Consider the following 16,901-nt stretch of genomic DNA (forward strand, 5'->3'; position numbering starts at 1 on the left):
TGATAAGACGATCCAAAAAGAAGGGCCAATCTGGCCCTTTTCTGATTGTTACCTATTGAATAGGGGAGCCTATCCCCTTTGTGTATCGGTTATTTTTAAAAAGGAAGAGTTAAAGGTATTGCCTATATATGAACTTTAGCTATTTTGTGGTTCACTCTTGGCATAACCTCTTCTTGAAGTAATCTCATTGATTTTTTCCAAATATCGGGTGTCTCGCTATAATCATAGCCTGTTACGAGTAAGGCTCCAAATCCGCCAACCGTTTCATAAAGATTGACGATTTTGTTTGCTACAGTTTCTGGAGAGCCAACAAACCAATTGTGTTTGGCAACATATTCAGGAGTAATTTGTGATTCATCAACAGATTCTTCATGCTTGAATACAGATACTGCACGAAGACTTTGGAAAAGGGGAATCCAATATTCGCGATGCTGCCTTCCCATCATTGAATTTAGTGATCCTTCAATTGCTTCCTCATCCGTATCTGCTACAAACACATCACGTGTAATCCTCCATTCAGATCTCGATGGAGTTCTGCCGCTTCTTTTTGCACCTTCCTCAACAGATTTCCAATGACCGGCTATATATTCATTGTTAGCCCCAAGACTCATTGGAATAAATCCTTTTTCACCAGCGGTTTTTAATGTTTCCGAACCAGGACTTAATCCGGTAACACCAATTGGCGGGTGTGGCTGTTGGTAAGGATAAATATGGTAACCTGCAAATGGATTGCCTTCAATTTTATTTGCCTTCCAGTAAGCTCCTTCAAATTGAAAAGGCTCTTTCTCATTCCAAAGTTTCAGCATGATTTCTAAAGCTTCTACCATCATGGTTCGATTCTCGCCATTTGCAGCATCAACACCAAAGGTTTCACTATCTGTCAGCAGGCCTCCTGCTCCAACTCCCAGCATTAAACGCCCTTGTGAGAGATGATCAAGATATGCCACTCTATGAGCAAGCTCAACCGGGTGATGGTATGGCAGTAAATGAGCACCTGGTGCAAGTTTAATCTGCTTAGTTGACGTTAAAGCCTGAGCAATCATTAAATCCGGAGCTGGAATAGGTTCCCATGGTGCAGTAAAATGCTCACCGATCCAAGCCTCTTGATATCCAAGTGTATCAGCATACTGAATCATCTCTAAATCCCATTGCGTTGCATCATATAAACTTCTTTCTGGTGGATGTGACGGCATTAAAAATAAACCTAATTCCATACATTCATCTCCTTTTTACATACATTTACACTTTATTAGTAGTGCAAATTTCGTGCCAACTTAAAAAAAGGAAAAATGTACTGATCCTATCCATGTTTTTAAAAATTTAGCGGTAATATGATGACTAGAAATTTCTCATTTTTCTCATCGCAGCCATTAAATCTAAAATTCTACTCTATTTCTCAGCTTCTCACTTTTCTCACTTTTCTCAATCATAATGAGGACTATAACTCTAATAAAATTTACTCGTAATCGCTTTGAAAGAGCATCGTTAACGCTCTAGGTTAGGCTAAAAAAGAAAGCTTAGCTCTCTTTGTGATTAGACTAGGATTCGCCTAACAGAATTTGTCTGATGAATGGAATACCATTTATTACCCATACTAACTTAGACATTCTTACACAATAGGTGAGTTATATGAAAAATCAAAAAGAAATGATAATTACCTTAAAACACCAATTCCAAGAAACAAAGGATTTAATTATTCATACCTTTGAGTATTTCAAACAAGAAATATCTTTGGTGTACCTCCAAAGCATATGCGATGGTCAGAAAATTAAGAATGATATAATTCAGCCTTTAATGATGTGTGAGAAGGAATCAAAATATATTTTACATCTATTGTCTCTACCATCTATAAATGTCATTCAGAATGGTGAGGATCTTCAGTCCTTTGTGGTAGATGGATGTGTTCTAATTTTTATTTCCAATTCTGTTTACTCCTATAAGATTCAAAAACAAATTAATGCTGAAGCACAGGAATCATCAGTTGAAATGTCCGTCCAAGGGCCACAAAAGGCATTTTCACAGGATTTGGATGAAAACATTGCGTTTATTCGAAAACGATACCCAACCAACAAAATAAGAGTTGAATATCAAGAAGTCGGCACATTGTCCAAGACTAAAATAGCTTTATTATATGATGTGGATTATGTCGATTTTAATGTCCTAAAAAAGTTAAAGGAGCGACTTAGTAATGTTGAAATGGATGTCGTTCAAGCTGCAGGTCAATTAGATCATGCTTTAACTGGGAAGAAAATTAACTTATTTCCAACCACGATGATTTCAGAAAGGCCAGATAGAGCCACACTGAATCTTTCACAGGGTAAAATCGTTATCTTGATCAATGGAACGCCTTTCTCATTAAGCCTTCCTGCTGTTTTCTTTGATTTCATGTCTTCAATGGATGATGTATATCATGCCTATTGGGTAAAAACACTCATGCTGACAATTCGTTATGCGGCCCTTCTGATTACACTGGTTTTGCCTGCATTATATATTGCGATTACATCCTTTAATCCTGAAATTTTAAGATCTCAGCTTACCTTGACCATTGCAGGCAGTAGGGCAGGGGTTCCTTACCCTTCTTTTTATGAGGTTCTATTTATGATGCTGGCGGTCGAAATGCTTGTAGAAGCAAGTATAAGGCTTCCAAAAGCAATTGGGCCCACCGCAACAACTGTAGGAGGGCTTATTTTAGGACAAGCCGCCCAGCAGGCAGAACTTGTCAGTTCCATTATGATTATCGTTACCGCATTTGTGGCAATTGCCAACTTCACCATTCCTATTAATGCCATGAGCTTTGCTATTCGATGCATAAGGTACCCTCTAATCGTAGCATCTACTCTCTTTGGAATGGTTGGCCTGGTTGCAGGGATTATAGTCACACTATGTGTTTTAGTTGATATACGGAGTTTTGGAACGCCTTTTCTTTCTTTGCATTGGGGATCCTCGGATAAGATAGAAACCATTACCGAGAATTCAAAGGAGGGGCATCAATAATTGGTTCGCCATCTCTTTTATATTGTCATATTAACTATGATGTTGAACATTATGGTTAATGTTCCAGCGGTATTAATTCAGAATCGCTTTAATGGCACCATTATGTCTATGTTTTTAAGTGTACTAATTGGGGGATTATTTGTTTTTTTATTTACTTATGCCATGAGCAAATTCCCTCAAAAGGGACTTCCTGAAATTTTCCATGAAAGGATTCCAGGATTTATTCGGGCTCCCTATTTAGCCTTTTTGGCTTTAATGTGGATTGCTGCAGGAGCATTTGCATTAATTTCGTACAGTTATGTCATTAAGCTATATATTAGCCCCAATATGAGTATGAAAGTAGTCCTAGCCTTTCTGCTTTTAATTATCATTTTTGGTGCATTAAGAAAAACGGATTCTATCCTGTTTTTAATCGAGATTGTCGTTCTCCCTGCTGCACCATTAGTAGCTTTTATTCTATTCAAAGCTTTAAGCAGTAAATACTTTTATTGGGACCATATTTTTAGAATGCTCCATAATACATGGCAAATGCCAAGCTATAGTTCTATTGCAGCGGCCACCTATGTATTTATCGGATATATCAATTTGGTCATTATAAATCGCTATATTGATACCAAAAAGGTTATAAAGTTTTTATGGATTCTTCCCATCATTGGACTTTTAGTCATCTGTTCTACATTTTTTATACCAATTGCTTTTTTGGGGGTTAATGGTGTCAACGATGTAGTTTTTCCTTGGATATTCATCTCTGATTCACTAAGAATGGAATTTGGTTTTATCGAGAGAGTTCTTTATTTGATTCTTTTTCTGTATCTTTTGCTAATCTTATTGTTCGGAATTCTCACATGGCATGTAGGGCTCAAACTTTTAGAAGGGTTATTTATTGGGAGAAAGGCTAATGAGAAAAAAGGTAAATTTTATAAAATGGGTTTTCTTACCTGTATTGGTCTACTTACTTTGATCCTCCAATCTATTACGAATCAAAGAGAGTTTTTCTATATAGTCAAGATTTGGTTAAACATTCGATTTCCTGCAGAGATGATGTTAGTAGCCTTAGTGTTTTTCTTATCCAGGAGGAAAAAAACATGAAAACTCTTTTTGTGTTGATATTTATAATAACTATGTCTATTTTAACTGGATGTCAATATAACGACCTAGACAAACGTTTCTTTGTAGTAGCAGTTGGGGTTGATGCATCACATGATGAGAAAAATCCGTACCGTGTTATGGTGAAGTTGGCCATACCTTCAGCACAGGTTGAACCTGGGAAATCGGAGTTTCAAATTATTGCCAAAGAGTCAAATTCTATTCCCGAAGCTATTCGGGTCATCCAGTCCATGGTAGATAAAAAGTTGGATTTTGGTCATTGCAGGGTGATTGTTTTAAATAAAGATATTTTACTGCATGACCAGATGGAATTGATGAAATGGTTTATCAAACGTCCTGATATTCAAGGGATTTCCTATATAGCTGTTGGAAAGCCTTCAGCGGAAAAAATTCTTTCGTCGGATGTGAAGTCTGAAAGATTACCCGGAAATGCTCTTATCTTATCCTTTAATGAAGTAACCAATAATTCGCCTTATGTCATGTCGGAAATTCTAAACGATTATTATATGAGGCTGAGAGAAGATGGAGTGGACCCTTATCTGCCAATTATCGAACCTATTAAAGGGTCTTTCAGGATTAATTCTTCAGTAGTGTTAAAAGGAAAAAAACTAAAGGCTGAATTAAATCAGAATGAAACAAGATTATTAAATGAACTTCTAAACCCTAAAAAAACAACTTTAATTAATGTTGGAAAAGGGAAAGAGGAATTTTTTGTGAATGCTGAAAATACAAAAACCAAATGGGAGATTGTTGTACCTAAAAGAGGAAAACCTTATGTGGAGGTTCAAATAAAAATTCAGGGATTCGTTGAAGAGTCAAACGCAACTCTTCACAAAAGAAGCGAGATTTCAAAATATGAAAGAAAGACATCCAATCAAATCAACATAAGGGTAAAGGATTTTCTTGTTCATCTTCAACAGGTAGGTGCCGATCCACTGGGGCTTGGTTTAAAGTACCAGGCGAAATACGGGACAACAAAAGATTTAAAAGCTAAATGGAAGGATATATATTCAACCTTGGAATTTAAGGTAAAAACGGAGGTTAAGCTAAAAGGTACTGGGGCAATGTATTGATTTTTTCTTTTATAAATAAATTTTAAGTGGTGCACTTTCATGACGATACGTATCATCTCGGCCAAATTGTTCTGTTGCGAAAGTTGCAATCCTCTTGGGGTGGAGTTGATTGGAATTAACAGGTATATACGGTAAATTAAAATGTATTTTCATTAGGGGCTTTTTGGGTTAGAAATGTAAATTTAAGGATGGGGCAAGCTCCAGTCATTTATTAAAATAAGGAATAACGAGTTTGAGCCTAAGGAGAATCAGAGCTGCATTAGGAATGGCTGGCCAATTGGGATAGACCCCTTAGAAGAGTAACCAATAAGCGGAGGTTTTCCGACTATTTGCAAAATAGAGGTCTTTTTTGGAATAGATAAGCGGAGATTTTCCGGTTGTGCAAAGAAAAGTTCCCTGTTTTTGCGGTTTAAATTCAATTAATCGGAATTTCTCCGTCTATTTCAGCTCATTTACATCCATTTTCCCGATTAGGCGGAATTCCTCCGTCTATTTAGTAGAACGAAATTTTAAAAAGGCAGCAAAAAGCAACAAAGTCTTAGAAAAGACCACATTTTAAAAATGTGGTCTTTTCTGTATATCTATTCGAGATTAGCATGTTTACCATACATAGTATTAGAATCTAAGCCTTTTTTCTCCATAAAGCGCAAGATGACGGCATCATAAAATAACAACATCGTTTGCTCAAATAGAGATCCCATTGGCTGAATGGTCTTGTAATCACCGGCAGATTGATCTTTCGTTACTCCCGGTAATTTCACAATAAAATCAGCTAATTTTCCAATGGTGGATTCGGGAGAAATGGTGATAGCGGCGACTGTACCCCCTAAGCTTTTCGCTTTTTCGGCATAGGCAACCAACGTTTTCGTTTCTCCTGAACCTGACCCAATAATTAATAGATCGCCCTTTTCTAAGTTGGCTGTTACGGTTTCACCTACCACATAGGCATCAATCCCCATGTGCATCATACGCATGACAAAGGCTTTCCCCATAAATCCGGATCTGCCCGCACCAGCCACAAAGATTTTCTTGGATTCTAAAATCTGGTTTACTAATTTCTCTGCTTGTTCATCAGAAATTAAGTGGGCCGTTTGACTTAATTCTTGAACAACTTGTGCTAAATATTCAGTCGTATTCATCGCCCGAATCAACCTTGTTTAATCAATTCCTGCATTTTTTGGGCAGCAGCTTTTTTATCTTCTTTACCTGTGATTCCGCCGCCTACAATAATGAGGTCAGGGTGCTCTTTAATAACTTCTGGAAGTGTTTCTAGTTTGATTCCACCAGCAATGGCAGTTTTGGCGTTTTTGACAACACTCTTAATGGTATGCAAATCCTCAAAGGAATTTTTTCCTACAGCTTGCAAGTCGTAACCTGTGTGTACACATATATAATCAGCACCAAGTTCGTCCAATTCTTTGGCACGTGCTGCAATGTCTTTTACCGCAATCATATCTACAAGGATTTCTTTTCCTTGTATTTTAGCCTCTTCTACTGCGCCTTTAATGGACTCGTCTTCTGCTGTTCCAAGAATCGTAATGATGTCAGCACCTGCTGCAGATGCTTGGCTTACTTCATATCCAGCTGCATCCATAATTTTCAAGTCAGCTAATACAGTTAAGTTTGGAAAAGCAGCTTTTACTTCTTTCACAGCTTTAAGACCTTCATTAATAACAACAGGTGTACCAATTTCGACAACATCAATATGATCTTGTACCTCTTTCACGACTTCGATGGCTCCTGGAATATCGACAAGATCTAATGCTAATTGTAATTTCATATAAGCTCGCTCCTTCTAGATGATTTTTCATTGTGCTAATAGATGCCATTAAACATGTGTAAATGTTTCCTTTTGAAAAACATTGTACTCACTAGCACGTTTCTTAGTATACTGAGTATGTTGCTAAATAAAAAGTACGCACTTTAATTGCATATAGTGATAAAAAGTATACTATTGGGTACTATAAGGGAGAGGTGAAGTGAGTGCCAAATTTAGGAGAGAAATTCTTTAACTGTGAAAAAGAATTAACACTTTCAGTAATTGGCGGTAAGTGGAAAATGTTGATTTTATGGCATCTAGGCAAGGAGGGAACGAAACGGTTTGGTGAATTAAAAGCCCTAATGCCAGGGATTACCCAAAGAATGCTTGTCAACCAATTACGTGAACTTGAAGACCATTTAATTGTACATCGTGAAGTGTACCCTGTAGTTCCACCAAAAGTGGAATACTCATTGACTGAGCATGGAAAAAGCCTTTTACCGATTTTAGATGCTATGTATCAGTGGGGCAAAGATTATATTGAGAATGTATTGGAAAAAGAAACTCATGATCAATCAGCCATTAAGTAATGGAAGTTTCTTTTCATGCTGTGAGACAATCATAACTTACCACGGTTAGCTATTATTAACCGTGGTTTTTTACTGTATATGTAAAGAGTGGAATAAAACTAATATCGAAAAGCTTTGCACAGTGATGTTTACATTCTCTCTGTCCAAGGCTTTTTATTTTTCATATAGTATATGTTTTATGGTGAATAGGTTTACTTTTTCGAGAAGGCTTGTGGGATTAGTGGCCATCTATTAGGGGTGAATTGGAACGACTATCTTTATCGACTTATCGACCAAATAACATAGTATACTTTTGTATACTATGTTCCATTTTTGTATGTATATAAAAATAAAGTGCGTACTTTTAATAATTGATAATACGGCGTATAGTCAGTTTTGTGAGCAGGAAGAGCTTTAATTTTGCTCAACAAGATTATGACAACTAGGAGGAAAACATCGTGAATCGATTTACTATACCAAGAGATATTTACTTCGGAGAAAATGCTTTAGATATCTTAAAGACATTGAAAGGAAGCAAGGCAGCGCTAGTGATTGGTGGAGGATCCATTAAGAAAAATGGCCAGTTAGATAGAATCCAACAGTTACTTTCAGAAGCAAATATTGAAACATATATTGTAGAAGGAATTGTGTCCGAGCCAACTGTAGCCATGGTAAAAGAAGGTACAGCTCAATTAAATGAATTTAGACCCGATTGGGTTATTGGAATAGGTGGGGGATCGCCTATGGATGCTGCAAAAGCAATGTGGCTATTTTATGAGCATCCAGAATTAACATTTGAAGAGGCAGCTCGTCCTTTCACCTTACCAAAACTACGTACAAAAGCAAAATTCATCGGAATTCCAACAACAAGTGGAACAGCTGCTGAAATATCCAATTTGTCAGTCATAACAGATGAAAAGACAGGCATCAAATATCCTTTGGCAGATTTCGAGTTAACTCCTGATCTTGCTATTATTGATCCTGTTTTGGTCGAAAATATGCCTAAGCATATGATCGCTTATAGTGGTATGGATGCAGTAACTCATGCGATCGAAGCATATGTAGCCAAGCCGCGCACCATTTTCACAGATTCATTGGCGATTGAAGCAGCTGAAGTACTTAAAGAAAATCTTGTTGTATCATTTAAAGGTGATCTTAAAGCTCGTGAGCAAGTACACTATGCACAAGCGATGGCTGGTATGTCATTTGCCAACGCTGTACTAGGAAACGTGCACAGCCTCGCACACAAAAGCGGCCCGACATTTAATATCCCACATGGTTGTGCCAATGCGATTTATTTACCATATGTAATCCAATTTAATCGTACGGTAGTCGAGGATCGATTTGCAGCGATTGCGAAACGACTCGGTCTAGCAGGCGAGACGAATAAGGCACTGGTGGATTCATTAATTTCTTGGATTCGTGACTTGAACCGTGAAATGGACATTCCAAATACACTTCAAGAATACGGAGTATCTGAAGAGATGTTTAATAAACACGTAGATGAAATGGCGGCAAATGCCGTACAAGATCCATGTACAAGTACTAATCCACGTGAAACATCTGTAGAAGATATGAAGAAACTATATGTAGCCGCATTTTATGGCCAGGATGTAACGTTCTAAATAGAAAATCATACACTTTATCCGGGTATTAATTCGGAAAGTAACCGCTTAGAAGTTGAAGAAACTCGGTGAAATCAAAGTTTGTCGGTCAAAAAAAACAGGACGCGATGTACCTCTATTCAAATGGTAAAATTAATGTTATGATTGCGGTGCTGTAAAAATAAATCTTAACGAGGTGAGGATAATGAACACAAAAAAATATACGTCTTATCCTCATATTGCTTTTTAGTTATTTTTTTTACGAATACATTAGGCTCTGAGGGTAGGATTCACTCTCAGGGCTTTTATAATTAGGCAGAAGGATCATTTCAGCTTTCTTGCCAATCTATTATGACAGCCACTTACGGAGTGGCTGTTATTTTTTTGTTTTTCGTTATTCATCGCTTTCCCAACATGAAAGGATGATGCTTTATGAAAAGACTCGCTCAATATTTTCGCTCATTACAATCAGGACAGTCATCTTACAGTATGATTTATGAAGACCCAATCTATTGGAATAATGATGTTGCCTTTTTACTTGAACGGACACATAAACTCACACAGGATAAACCATGTATCACGATAAAAATACCTTTTGACCGTCTCAGCTTAGATGAAAATATGGATCAAGTGGTTCTCTCAGATTTTGCATTAAGAGAATGGGTTGATCATATTGAGGCATTAAATGAATTGATTTATAACCGGTCACGTTCTGATAAAGAAAATGGTGCTTTTTATTGTTTTCGTCCAACCAATGTGGTGTTGCAACGTAATGCATCCTATGTTGAGGTCATCACGGAAAAATGGTATCTATGCTTAATGATTACAGTTCAACTTCCATTCAAGGATAATAATAAAGCTATGCGCATGCTCTGCAAAATGCTTCCAAAAGAAGTGGAGGGGTTTATTGCCCAGTTTGATCTCATCAAATTAAATGCTGCCTTTGAATTGGTAAAAAAACAAAATAGGATTCGCGAATGCCTGAAATCCAGTGGTTATTGTGCATTTATTGGGAATGGCAGCATTTTGCCAAGAAATAAAGATAACAGCGGGCCACTAGAGGGTGCTTTCCCTTTTACATCCCCGAAAGATGTGGAAGTCGAAATTTGCGGTTTGCGTGGAATGGGAATAAAACAAGGTGTGACGGTCATCACCGGCGGTGGTTATTCGGGTAAAAGCACAATGCTGGATGCACTAAATTCGGGGATTTACAATCACATCAAAGAAGACGGACGAGAATTTGTGATTACCGATCAAAGTGCAATGGAAATATCTGCTGAGGAAGGCCGTTCTATAAAAAATATCAATATTACGCCTTTCATAAAATGGATACCCAATAGTTCGGCTGAACAGTTTTCGACTGACTACGCCTCAGGTTCCACATCTCAAGCCGCCAATATTATGGAGGCAATCAACTTCGGGTGTAAGCTTCTTCTTATTGATGAAGACAGAAGTGCGACCAACTTTATGATTCAAGACATCAAAATGCGTTCATTAATCAAGCATGAACCCATTACACCTTTTACCGAACGCGTCAGGGAGCTTTATGAGGCTGCCCACGTATCTTCCGTTCTTGTTATTGGAGGCAGCGGTGAATTTTTATCCGTAGCCGATCAAATCATCTTGATGGACAATTTTGTGCCAAAAAACGTAACCCAGGAAGCAAAAAATTTATGTGAACACGACAAACCACGTGAACGTATCCCCCTTACAAATTGGGAGATAGAAAGAAAAATAACCACCGATCACTTTTCAAGCTATCCACAGGGAAGTGGTACTGAAAAGCTGATGGTTTCAACCACGGGATACCTGATGATAGGTGATGAACAAATTGATATCAGAGGTCTTTACAATATCACATCACACGCCCAGCTTGCAGCTATTGCCTTTTTAATTCGAAAAATAGCGATAAGTAATCAGGATCGCGTCATCTTTCTTCATGAAAAGATCAAAAAAGCTCTCGAAGATATGGAGAGAGAAGGAGTGGATATTGTATTTTCTTCCTTTTTCCCTGGCTTCGAAAGATGGCTTGAATTACCTAGAATAAATGAAGTATTATCTGTCATAAATCGAATGAAACATTTGAATTTTATTCAGCTTGAGCCCTCTGAACACCTCTAATTACGACATAAATATTGATTATCTTTGATTATCTTGGCAATCAAATAGTTAAGTTAATTAATGAATATGTAAGGATGGCTTGATAACCTTAGAAAGGTCTACTAAGTGATAATACACTATCTTTCACAAGCAAAATTATCGTTATCTCTATCTAATTTAGATTGTTGATTATGAATAATCCCTTCTCAAATAATGAGACGGGATTATTTTTTATATTTGCTTAACAATACTTAAACTGAATGATTAACTGATATATCCGAAAGTAGATTTGAGTTGTAAGTGCTAGAAAGGTAGAAGGAATAAATCAGGATTTTTGAAATTTAATAATAGTTGATAGGAATCTACTTATCTTTCTGTATAATGGGATTATATTACAATATTTTATAAAGAGACAATTTACTTTAAGAATATCAATTAAGCGAAACAAGGATCAATTAATTTCCGCAAATGTTCAACCAGTTGTTTTTGTAATAAAACAGAAGACGAATACTAGCATTAAAAGAAGTTGTTAAAAAAATCCAATATGGATATTAAATAAAGGAGGAAAGGGATGCAAATTGAAAAGCAGTGGATTCAAGAGGATAGTGATTATATACGAAAAAAGGTAATTGAATACAACCTTTCGTTACTACCTGATGAAGTAAAACAGTCTTCAATGAAAGTTAGCTCTGTGCTTAGAAATGATGAGGGACAAATTGTTGGGGGGATTACTGGAACGATTGTCTGGTACCATCTACATATCGAGTATCTATGGGTTGATCATTCGTTAAGAGGAAAAGGATATGGAAAAGAGTTATTAAATCATATTGAAAAAACGGCAATAGAAAATAATTGTAGGTTAATATTATTAGATACCTTTAGCTTCCAGGCACCAGACTTTTATCAGAAATGTGGATATAAGATTGTTGGAAAAGTTGAAGATCACCCTAAAGGATATAACCAGTATTATTTTGAAAAAAAATTGACCTAACAGTCATTAACAAAAAATAAATTTACGATGCTCAATAATGAGAACGCTTTTGCATATTCATGTAACGAAGTTGTTAGTTAAACAAGCATAAGGAAACAATTTATAATCAGGATCTTAATCTTCCACTATCGGGCGCTATTCCTTTGTAAAGAGTAGTTCCCGTTTTTCATTTAAGATCCAGATTATGGAGGATGTAGTTCAGCATTAATACTGGTGAACCGTATCACAAATAGTGGAAAAGCGAAGAGTAGAAATCAGCATGAATAGGGAACTAACTCGAAAATCCAGTTAACCGAGGAGATTTCCCTTAATTTTTTTTCTTTTCTGTCACAAATCACATCCCTTGCCCGTCATACAGGTAAAATTTGAAAGGGATGATGAGCAATGCAAAAGGTTGATGTAGTCGTGGTTGGTGGAGGTATTGCGGGTTTAACCGCTGCAATTTACGCAGCGAAAGCCGGGAAACAAACGGTGGTCATTGAAAAACAAAATCGCTTAGGAGGCAGGGCCGTTACCAACAAGAAGAAAGGAGCTTACTTCAATCTGGGCGCGCATGCCTTGTATAAGGGAGATGCGTACGCGACTTTCCGGGAATTGGGGCTGACCTTGCAAGGAAAGCAGCCTTCATCGTTCGCTTATGGAGTTTGGAAAGGGAAATTGAACACCTTGCCTTCGGATATGAAATCCTTGTTTACGACCCCGCTGTTGTCTTGGAAAGGAAAGCTGGAGTTTGCTTCCTGTCTTATGAAACTTTCAAAAGCGGATACTCGTCAATTTGACCGGATCAGTGTCCGTGAATGGGTAGAAGGGAATTTGCAAGATCCTATGGTTCGTAATATCTTTTATTCGTTACTTCGTGCCGCCAGTTATGTAGTCGGGCCGGATTTGCCAACCGCGGGTCCTGTATTGAAACAGCTGCAGAATGCCCTTAAAGGTGCGTTGTACCTGGATCGTGGCTGGGGAGAATTGATCGAGGAATTGCGGAAAAAGGCATCCGACCTGGGGGTACGGTTATTAACAAATACCAAAGTCTTGTCCATCGATACCCGTGACGGGATCGTGCGGCAGGTTCTCTGTAAAGACGGAACGAAAATCGAAACGCACTATGTTATTCTTGCCACACCGCCTTCTATTGCAAACCAGCTGGTGCCTTTTGCAGAGGAAACCGCCCTTCATACCTGGAAAGAGCAATCGATTGAGATCACAGCGGCTTGCCTGGATGTGGCCTTGAAACGACTTCCCAAGCCTAAACAACAATTTGCTTACGGGATTGATCAGACCGTGCTTCTTAGCAATTATTCCCGTGCGGCTTATCTAAGCGACGATGGTACGCAAGTCATATCGCTCATTAAGTACCAGGGGAAAGAACCGGACCCGGATAAAGATTTGCAAGAACTGGAAGGCGTGCTGGATTTGATGCAGCCGGGATGGCGGGAAGAATTGATTGTCAAACAATACCTTCCTAAAATGACGGTTTGTCACGACTTTATGCATATGAAACGTCATGAGAATCCTGGACCCGCTGTCCCGGAAATACAAGGATTATATGTAGCAGGAGAATGGGCGTCGCACGGTGAAGTATTGGTTGATGCCGCGACGGCAAGCGCCAAAAGAGCCATACAACACATGCTCTCCCTTGAGGGGAAGGAGAGGAATGCCTTTTATGAGCACAGAGGAATTATATAAACGTTATAAAACGGAGCTGTTTTCGTTAGCCTATCGAATGCTCGGCAGCGTCATGGATGCGGAAGATATCGTACAAGATGCTTTTTTGAGCTATGACGGACTGTCTGACGTCGGGACAATCCGAAACGAAAGGGCATTTTTATATAAAGTCGTAACGAACCGTTGTCTTGATCTTTTGCGCTCGTCGGCCAAAAAACGGGAAATGTACGTCGGTCCATGGCTTCCGGAGCCCCTGGTTGAAAGAGGGGCTTCGGACGACGATCCATCCAATAGGTATTTGCGGTCGGAGTCGATTTCTACGGCTTATCTTCTGCTTCTGCAGCAATTGAGTGCAACGGAAAGGGCGGTTTTTCTTCTTCGAGAGATTTTTCATTATTCGTTTGAAGAGATTTCCGATATAGTAGGGAAAAGCAGTGCAAATTGCCGGCAAATTTTCCACCGCTCCAAAAAAAGCATCCATTTCGATCCGGACCAACAACCGTCGGTTTCCATTGCGGAGGATAAGATTAAAGAGTTTGTGAATTCATTGTTGCAAGGTAATACGACGAAGCTTCTTGAATTGGTAAGTGAGAATGTTGTGCTCTACTCGGACGGCGGAGGCAAAGTAAGCGCGGCACAAGTGCCAGTTGTTGGGTTTGAGCAAGTGCTGAAGCTTCATCGAAATATGATCAACATGCATGCGGGTAAATTTACGTACTCGTTCCTCATGGTGAATGGGCTCCCCGGAATCCACATTCGTTTGGATGAAGGGATTCAATACGTTTATTCTTTTGCTTATCGAGATCATAAGATCGAAGCGATTTATACTGTAGCAAATCCGGAAAAGTTAAGACATCTTTACCTAACTTGAAACCATCCAATAGTAATTCATAATATACTGGAGCCTCTAAAGAATCTGCAAAAGAAATTCACGGGTTAAACCCTGGTGGGGTTGCGAAATTGTTGTATGGACAGAAGATACCGATTAAGCCATCCAGTATTTAATTGAAAATGGTGCTAATATGTTATCTCATCCCCATAATTATTTAAATGATTTAAGGTCGGGTTGGTACAAGACCCTGATGGAAACATAATACAAATCGTTTGTAATAGAAAAAAATAGGTTTCTACAACTAACAATGTAGATCCCAAATAAAAAGTGATGGTTCGAGACCATCACTTTTTTTGTTATGTAGTTAAGAGTACTTATTTACCAGCCACAGCATCCTTTAATTGCTTTCCAGGCTTAAATGCAGGTACTTTTCCACCTTGGATTTCAATTTCTTCTCCTGTTTGTGGGTTGCGTCCTTTACGAGCAGCACGTTCACGAACTTCGAAGTTACCGAAACCAATTAATTGAACTTTATCACCATTTTTTAATGCTTGCGAAATAGAATTGAAAATGGCATCTACAGCTTTACTAGCATCTTTCTGGGTTAGTTCGGAAGTTTGAGCCACTTGACTCACAAGATCTGTTTTATTCATTCATAACACTCCTTTAAAATACACTGTTCCCTTAATGGGCGTACATCATTTTTACCACATAGTACATAAGTTCGCAAGATATAACTATTTTGTATCTTGTTACTTTTTGCTAGAACATTACTTTAACTAACAGTTTAGTTCAACAAGAAAAGAAAAATCTTTCAAGAATTTTTGGGATTATAACCTTTGAGGATAAATCAAGAAGAAAGAGTTCCTTTGGTATATGTAAATAAAAATATATTTAATTCGAGACTATTTAATGGAAAATAATCAACAGACAGTTTGTTATTAACTTGTTCTCTAGAAGCACATAATAGAAATCGTACATGAAGTTGTTTTCTTAACTGAAAATGAATTTGAAATATTGAAAGAAGAAATTCAAAATGGGAAAATTAGATGGAAAAGTAGCAATCATTACAGGGGCAGCACAAGGTATGGGTGCTATGCATGCCCGGAAATTCGTAGAAGAAGGCGCGAAAGTAGCGATTACTGATCTTAACTTTGAAGGTGCCCAAAAACTAGCCGATGAATTAGGAGTAAACGCAATCGCTATTAAATTAGATGTTTCTAGTGAGGAGAACTGGGTAGAAGTTGTCACAAAAACAGAGGGTACATTCGGTCCTATCAACGTTTTAGTAAACAACGCAGGAATTGGTATCTTCAAAACATTAGAAGAATTAACTGTAAAAGACTTCGAATTAACATTTAAAGTAGACGAGCTTGGCGTATTCTTAGGAATGCAAAAAGTACTTCCTTCAATGAAAAAAGCTGGCGTAGGTTCTATTGTTAACATTTCATCTGTAGATGGTTTAGTAAGTGCGCCAACAGCGATTGCTTATAGTGCTTCAAAACATGCTGTAACTGGTATGACTAAAGGTGCGGCTGCTGAGCTTGGACAGTATAACATCCGTGTAAATTCTGTACATCCAGGAATTATCAAAACACCTATGGCTGACCAACCAGATGTTGAAGAGTACCTAAAACAACTTGAGCAAGATATTCCACTAAGAAGAAGGGCAGAAGTAGAAGAAGTATCTAATTTAGTTATATACCTTGCTTCTGATGATTCTAGTTATTCAACTGGAGCACAATTCGTAGTCGATGGCGGTATGATTTCAGACTTGTAATTAAAATAAACTTATGTACCCCGACTTTTGGTAGTTGGGGTATTATATTGTCATCATTAGACGCACAACTAAATAATGCTGATTATCAATAAGCTGTATGTAATGAAATTAGTAACCGATCTCGTTTTCTATTGCGAAAACGGAATTTACTCAAGAATACATATAAATTGCACCGAAAATGCATTATTTTACGGTAGTAAAATAGAATAGCCCAATTCGATATGAATTGGGCTATCCGGAGGTAATTGGGGTTTTTGGAAAAGATGCAGCAGGAAACCTTAACCCAAGTCACTGCTTAGTTCATAAAGCATTAACTCGAATCGATGAAGGAATTTAAACTGGATGATTCGAATAAGTTATAGTGAAACTTGGTTTTGTTGTATTCTCAAAATAAATAACAGTGAGGAGATTGGTTGTATGCAAGTTG

15 protein-coding genes and 1 pseudogene are annotated in these 16,901 nt (G+C 37.9%); 11 read left to right on the top strand and 5 right to left on the bottom strand.

All coding sequences use genetic code 11. The annotated features are described in order from the left end of the window. Nucleotides 1-122 precede the first annotated feature (122 nt). Nucleotides 123-1,214, bottom strand: a complete 1,092-nt coding sequence (locus tag ACNQGS_RS11165; RefSeq protein WP_491487360.1) for an LLM class flavin-dependent oxidoreductase — start codon at nt 1,212-1,214, stop codon at nt 123-125. Nucleotides 1,215-1,629: 415 nt separating this feature from the next. Between ACNQGS_RS11165 and ACNQGS_RS11170 the strand changes: the two genes are divergently transcribed. From ACNQGS_RS11170 to ACNQGS_RS11185, 4 genes and pseudogenes are all read left to right on the top strand, one after another. Beyond that, on the top strand, nt 1,630-2,994 hold the full coding sequence (locus tag ACNQGS_RS11170; protein ID WP_491487361.1) for a spore germination protein: 1,365 nt from the start codon (nt 1,630-1,632) through the stop codon (nt 2,992-2,994). After that, the gene (locus ACNQGS_RS11175; protein ID WP_491487362.1) at nt 2,995-4,083 is read left to right on the top strand and encodes a GerAB/ArcD/ProY family transporter; all 1,089 of its coding nucleotides are present in this window, start codon (nt 2,995-2,997) and stop codon (nt 4,081-4,083) included. Then, nucleotides 4,080-5,174 (top strand): Ger(x)C family spore germination protein, encoded by a 1,095-nt coding sequence (locus tag ACNQGS_RS11180; RefSeq protein WP_491487363.1) that lies wholly within the window; start codon nt 4,080-4,082, stop codon nt 5,172-5,174. Before ACNQGS_RS11175 ends, ACNQGS_RS11180 begins: the two co-directional genes overlap by 4 nt. 109 nt (nt 5,175-5,283) lie before the next feature. Next, nucleotides 5,284-5,420, top strand: a pseudogene (locus tag ACNQGS_RS11185) (glutathione-dependent formaldehyde dehydrogenase); the annotation flags it as partial. A 335-nt stretch (nt 5,421-5,755) separates the two neighbouring features. Here ACNQGS_RS11185 and hxlB read toward each other — a convergent pair. After that, nucleotides 5,756-6,313 carry a 6-phospho-3-hexuloisomerase gene (hxlB, locus tag ACNQGS_RS11190; RefSeq protein WP_491487364.1) on the bottom strand — a complete coding sequence of 186 codons (558 nt, stop codon included), beginning with the start codon at nt 6,311-6,313 and terminating at the stop codon, nt 5,756-5,758. A gap of 8 nt (nt 6,314-6,321) precedes the next feature. Beyond that, nucleotides 6,322-6,954, bottom strand: a complete 633-nt coding sequence (gene hxlA / locus ACNQGS_RS11195) for a 3-hexulose-6-phosphate synthase (protein WP_491487365.1) — start codon at nt 6,952-6,954, stop codon at nt 6,322-6,324. Between the two features lie 203 nt (nt 6,955-7,157). On the opposite strand from hxlA, the gene ACNQGS_RS11200 reads away from it, so the two are divergent. The 3 genes from ACNQGS_RS11200 to ACNQGS_RS11210 all read left to right on the top strand — a co-directional run bounded on the left by ACNQGS_RS11200 (nt 7,158) and on the right by ACNQGS_RS11210 (nt 11,227). Continuing rightward, nucleotides 7,158-7,523 (top strand): winged helix-turn-helix transcriptional regulator, encoded by a 366-nt coding sequence (locus ACNQGS_RS11200; RefSeq protein WP_491487366.1) that lies wholly within the window; start codon nt 7,158-7,160, stop codon nt 7,521-7,523. Nucleotides 7,524-7,960: 437 nt separating this feature from the next. Further along, complete coding sequence (locus tag ACNQGS_RS11205) at nt 7,961-9,127, top strand: iron-containing alcohol dehydrogenase (RefSeq protein WP_491487367.1); 1,167 nt, start codon at nt 7,961-7,963, stop codon at nt 9,125-9,127. 411 nt (nt 9,128-9,538) lie between these two features. Further along, nucleotides 9,539-11,227, top strand: coding sequence for a P-loop domain-containing protein (locus ACNQGS_RS11210; protein ID WP_491487368.1), 1,689 nt, complete (start codon nt 9,539-9,541; stop codon nt 11,225-11,227). Between the two features lie 116 nt (nt 11,228-11,343). Here ACNQGS_RS11210 and ACNQGS_RS11215 read toward each other — a convergent pair whose 3' ends face one another. Next, on the bottom strand, nt 11,344-11,406 hold the full coding sequence (locus ACNQGS_RS11215; RefSeq protein ID WP_491487374.1) for an excalibur calcium-binding domain-containing protein: 63 nt from the start codon (nt 11,404-11,406) through the stop codon (nt 11,344-11,346). Between the two features lie 371 nt (nt 11,407-11,777). Between ACNQGS_RS11215 and ACNQGS_RS11220 the strand changes: the two genes are divergently transcribed. From ACNQGS_RS11220 to ACNQGS_RS11230, 3 genes are all read left to right on the top strand, one after another. After that, nucleotides 11,778-12,197: a GNAT family N-acetyltransferase gene (locus ACNQGS_RS11220; protein WP_491487369.1), complete on the top strand. Its 420-nt coding sequence runs from the start codon at nt 11,778-11,780 to the stop codon at nt 12,195-12,197. 384 nt (nt 12,198-12,581) lie between these two features. Next, complete coding sequence (locus ACNQGS_RS11225) at nt 12,582-13,883, top strand: phytoene desaturase family protein (RefSeq protein ID WP_491487370.1); 1,302 nt, start codon at nt 12,582-12,584, stop codon at nt 13,881-13,883. Next, nucleotides 13,861-14,733 (top strand): RNA polymerase sigma-70 factor, encoded by an 873-nt coding sequence (locus ACNQGS_RS11230; RefSeq protein WP_491487375.1) that lies wholly within the window; start codon nt 13,861-13,863, stop codon nt 14,731-14,733. Before ACNQGS_RS11225 ends, ACNQGS_RS11230 begins: the two co-directional genes overlap by 23 nt. A 335-nt stretch (nt 14,734-15,068) precedes the next feature. Here the strand turns inward: ACNQGS_RS11230 and ACNQGS_RS11235 are convergent, their stop codons facing one another. After that, entirely contained in the window at nt 15,069-15,347 is a 279-nt protein-coding gene (locus ACNQGS_RS11235; protein ID WP_491487371.1) for an HU family DNA-binding protein, read from the bottom strand. A gap of 383 nt (nt 15,348-15,730) precedes the next feature. Here ACNQGS_RS11235 and ACNQGS_RS11240 point away from each other — a divergent pair, with 383 nt between their 5' ends. Then, nucleotides 15,731-16,474 (top strand): SDR family NAD(P)-dependent oxidoreductase, encoded by a 744-nt coding sequence (locus ACNQGS_RS11240; RefSeq protein ID WP_491487372.1) that lies wholly within the window; start codon nt 15,731-15,733, stop codon nt 16,472-16,474. Nucleotides 16,475-16,901: the final 427 nt, after the last annotated feature.

The sequence above is a fragment of the Neobacillus sp. PVCKKU3 genome (assembly GCF_058323225.1).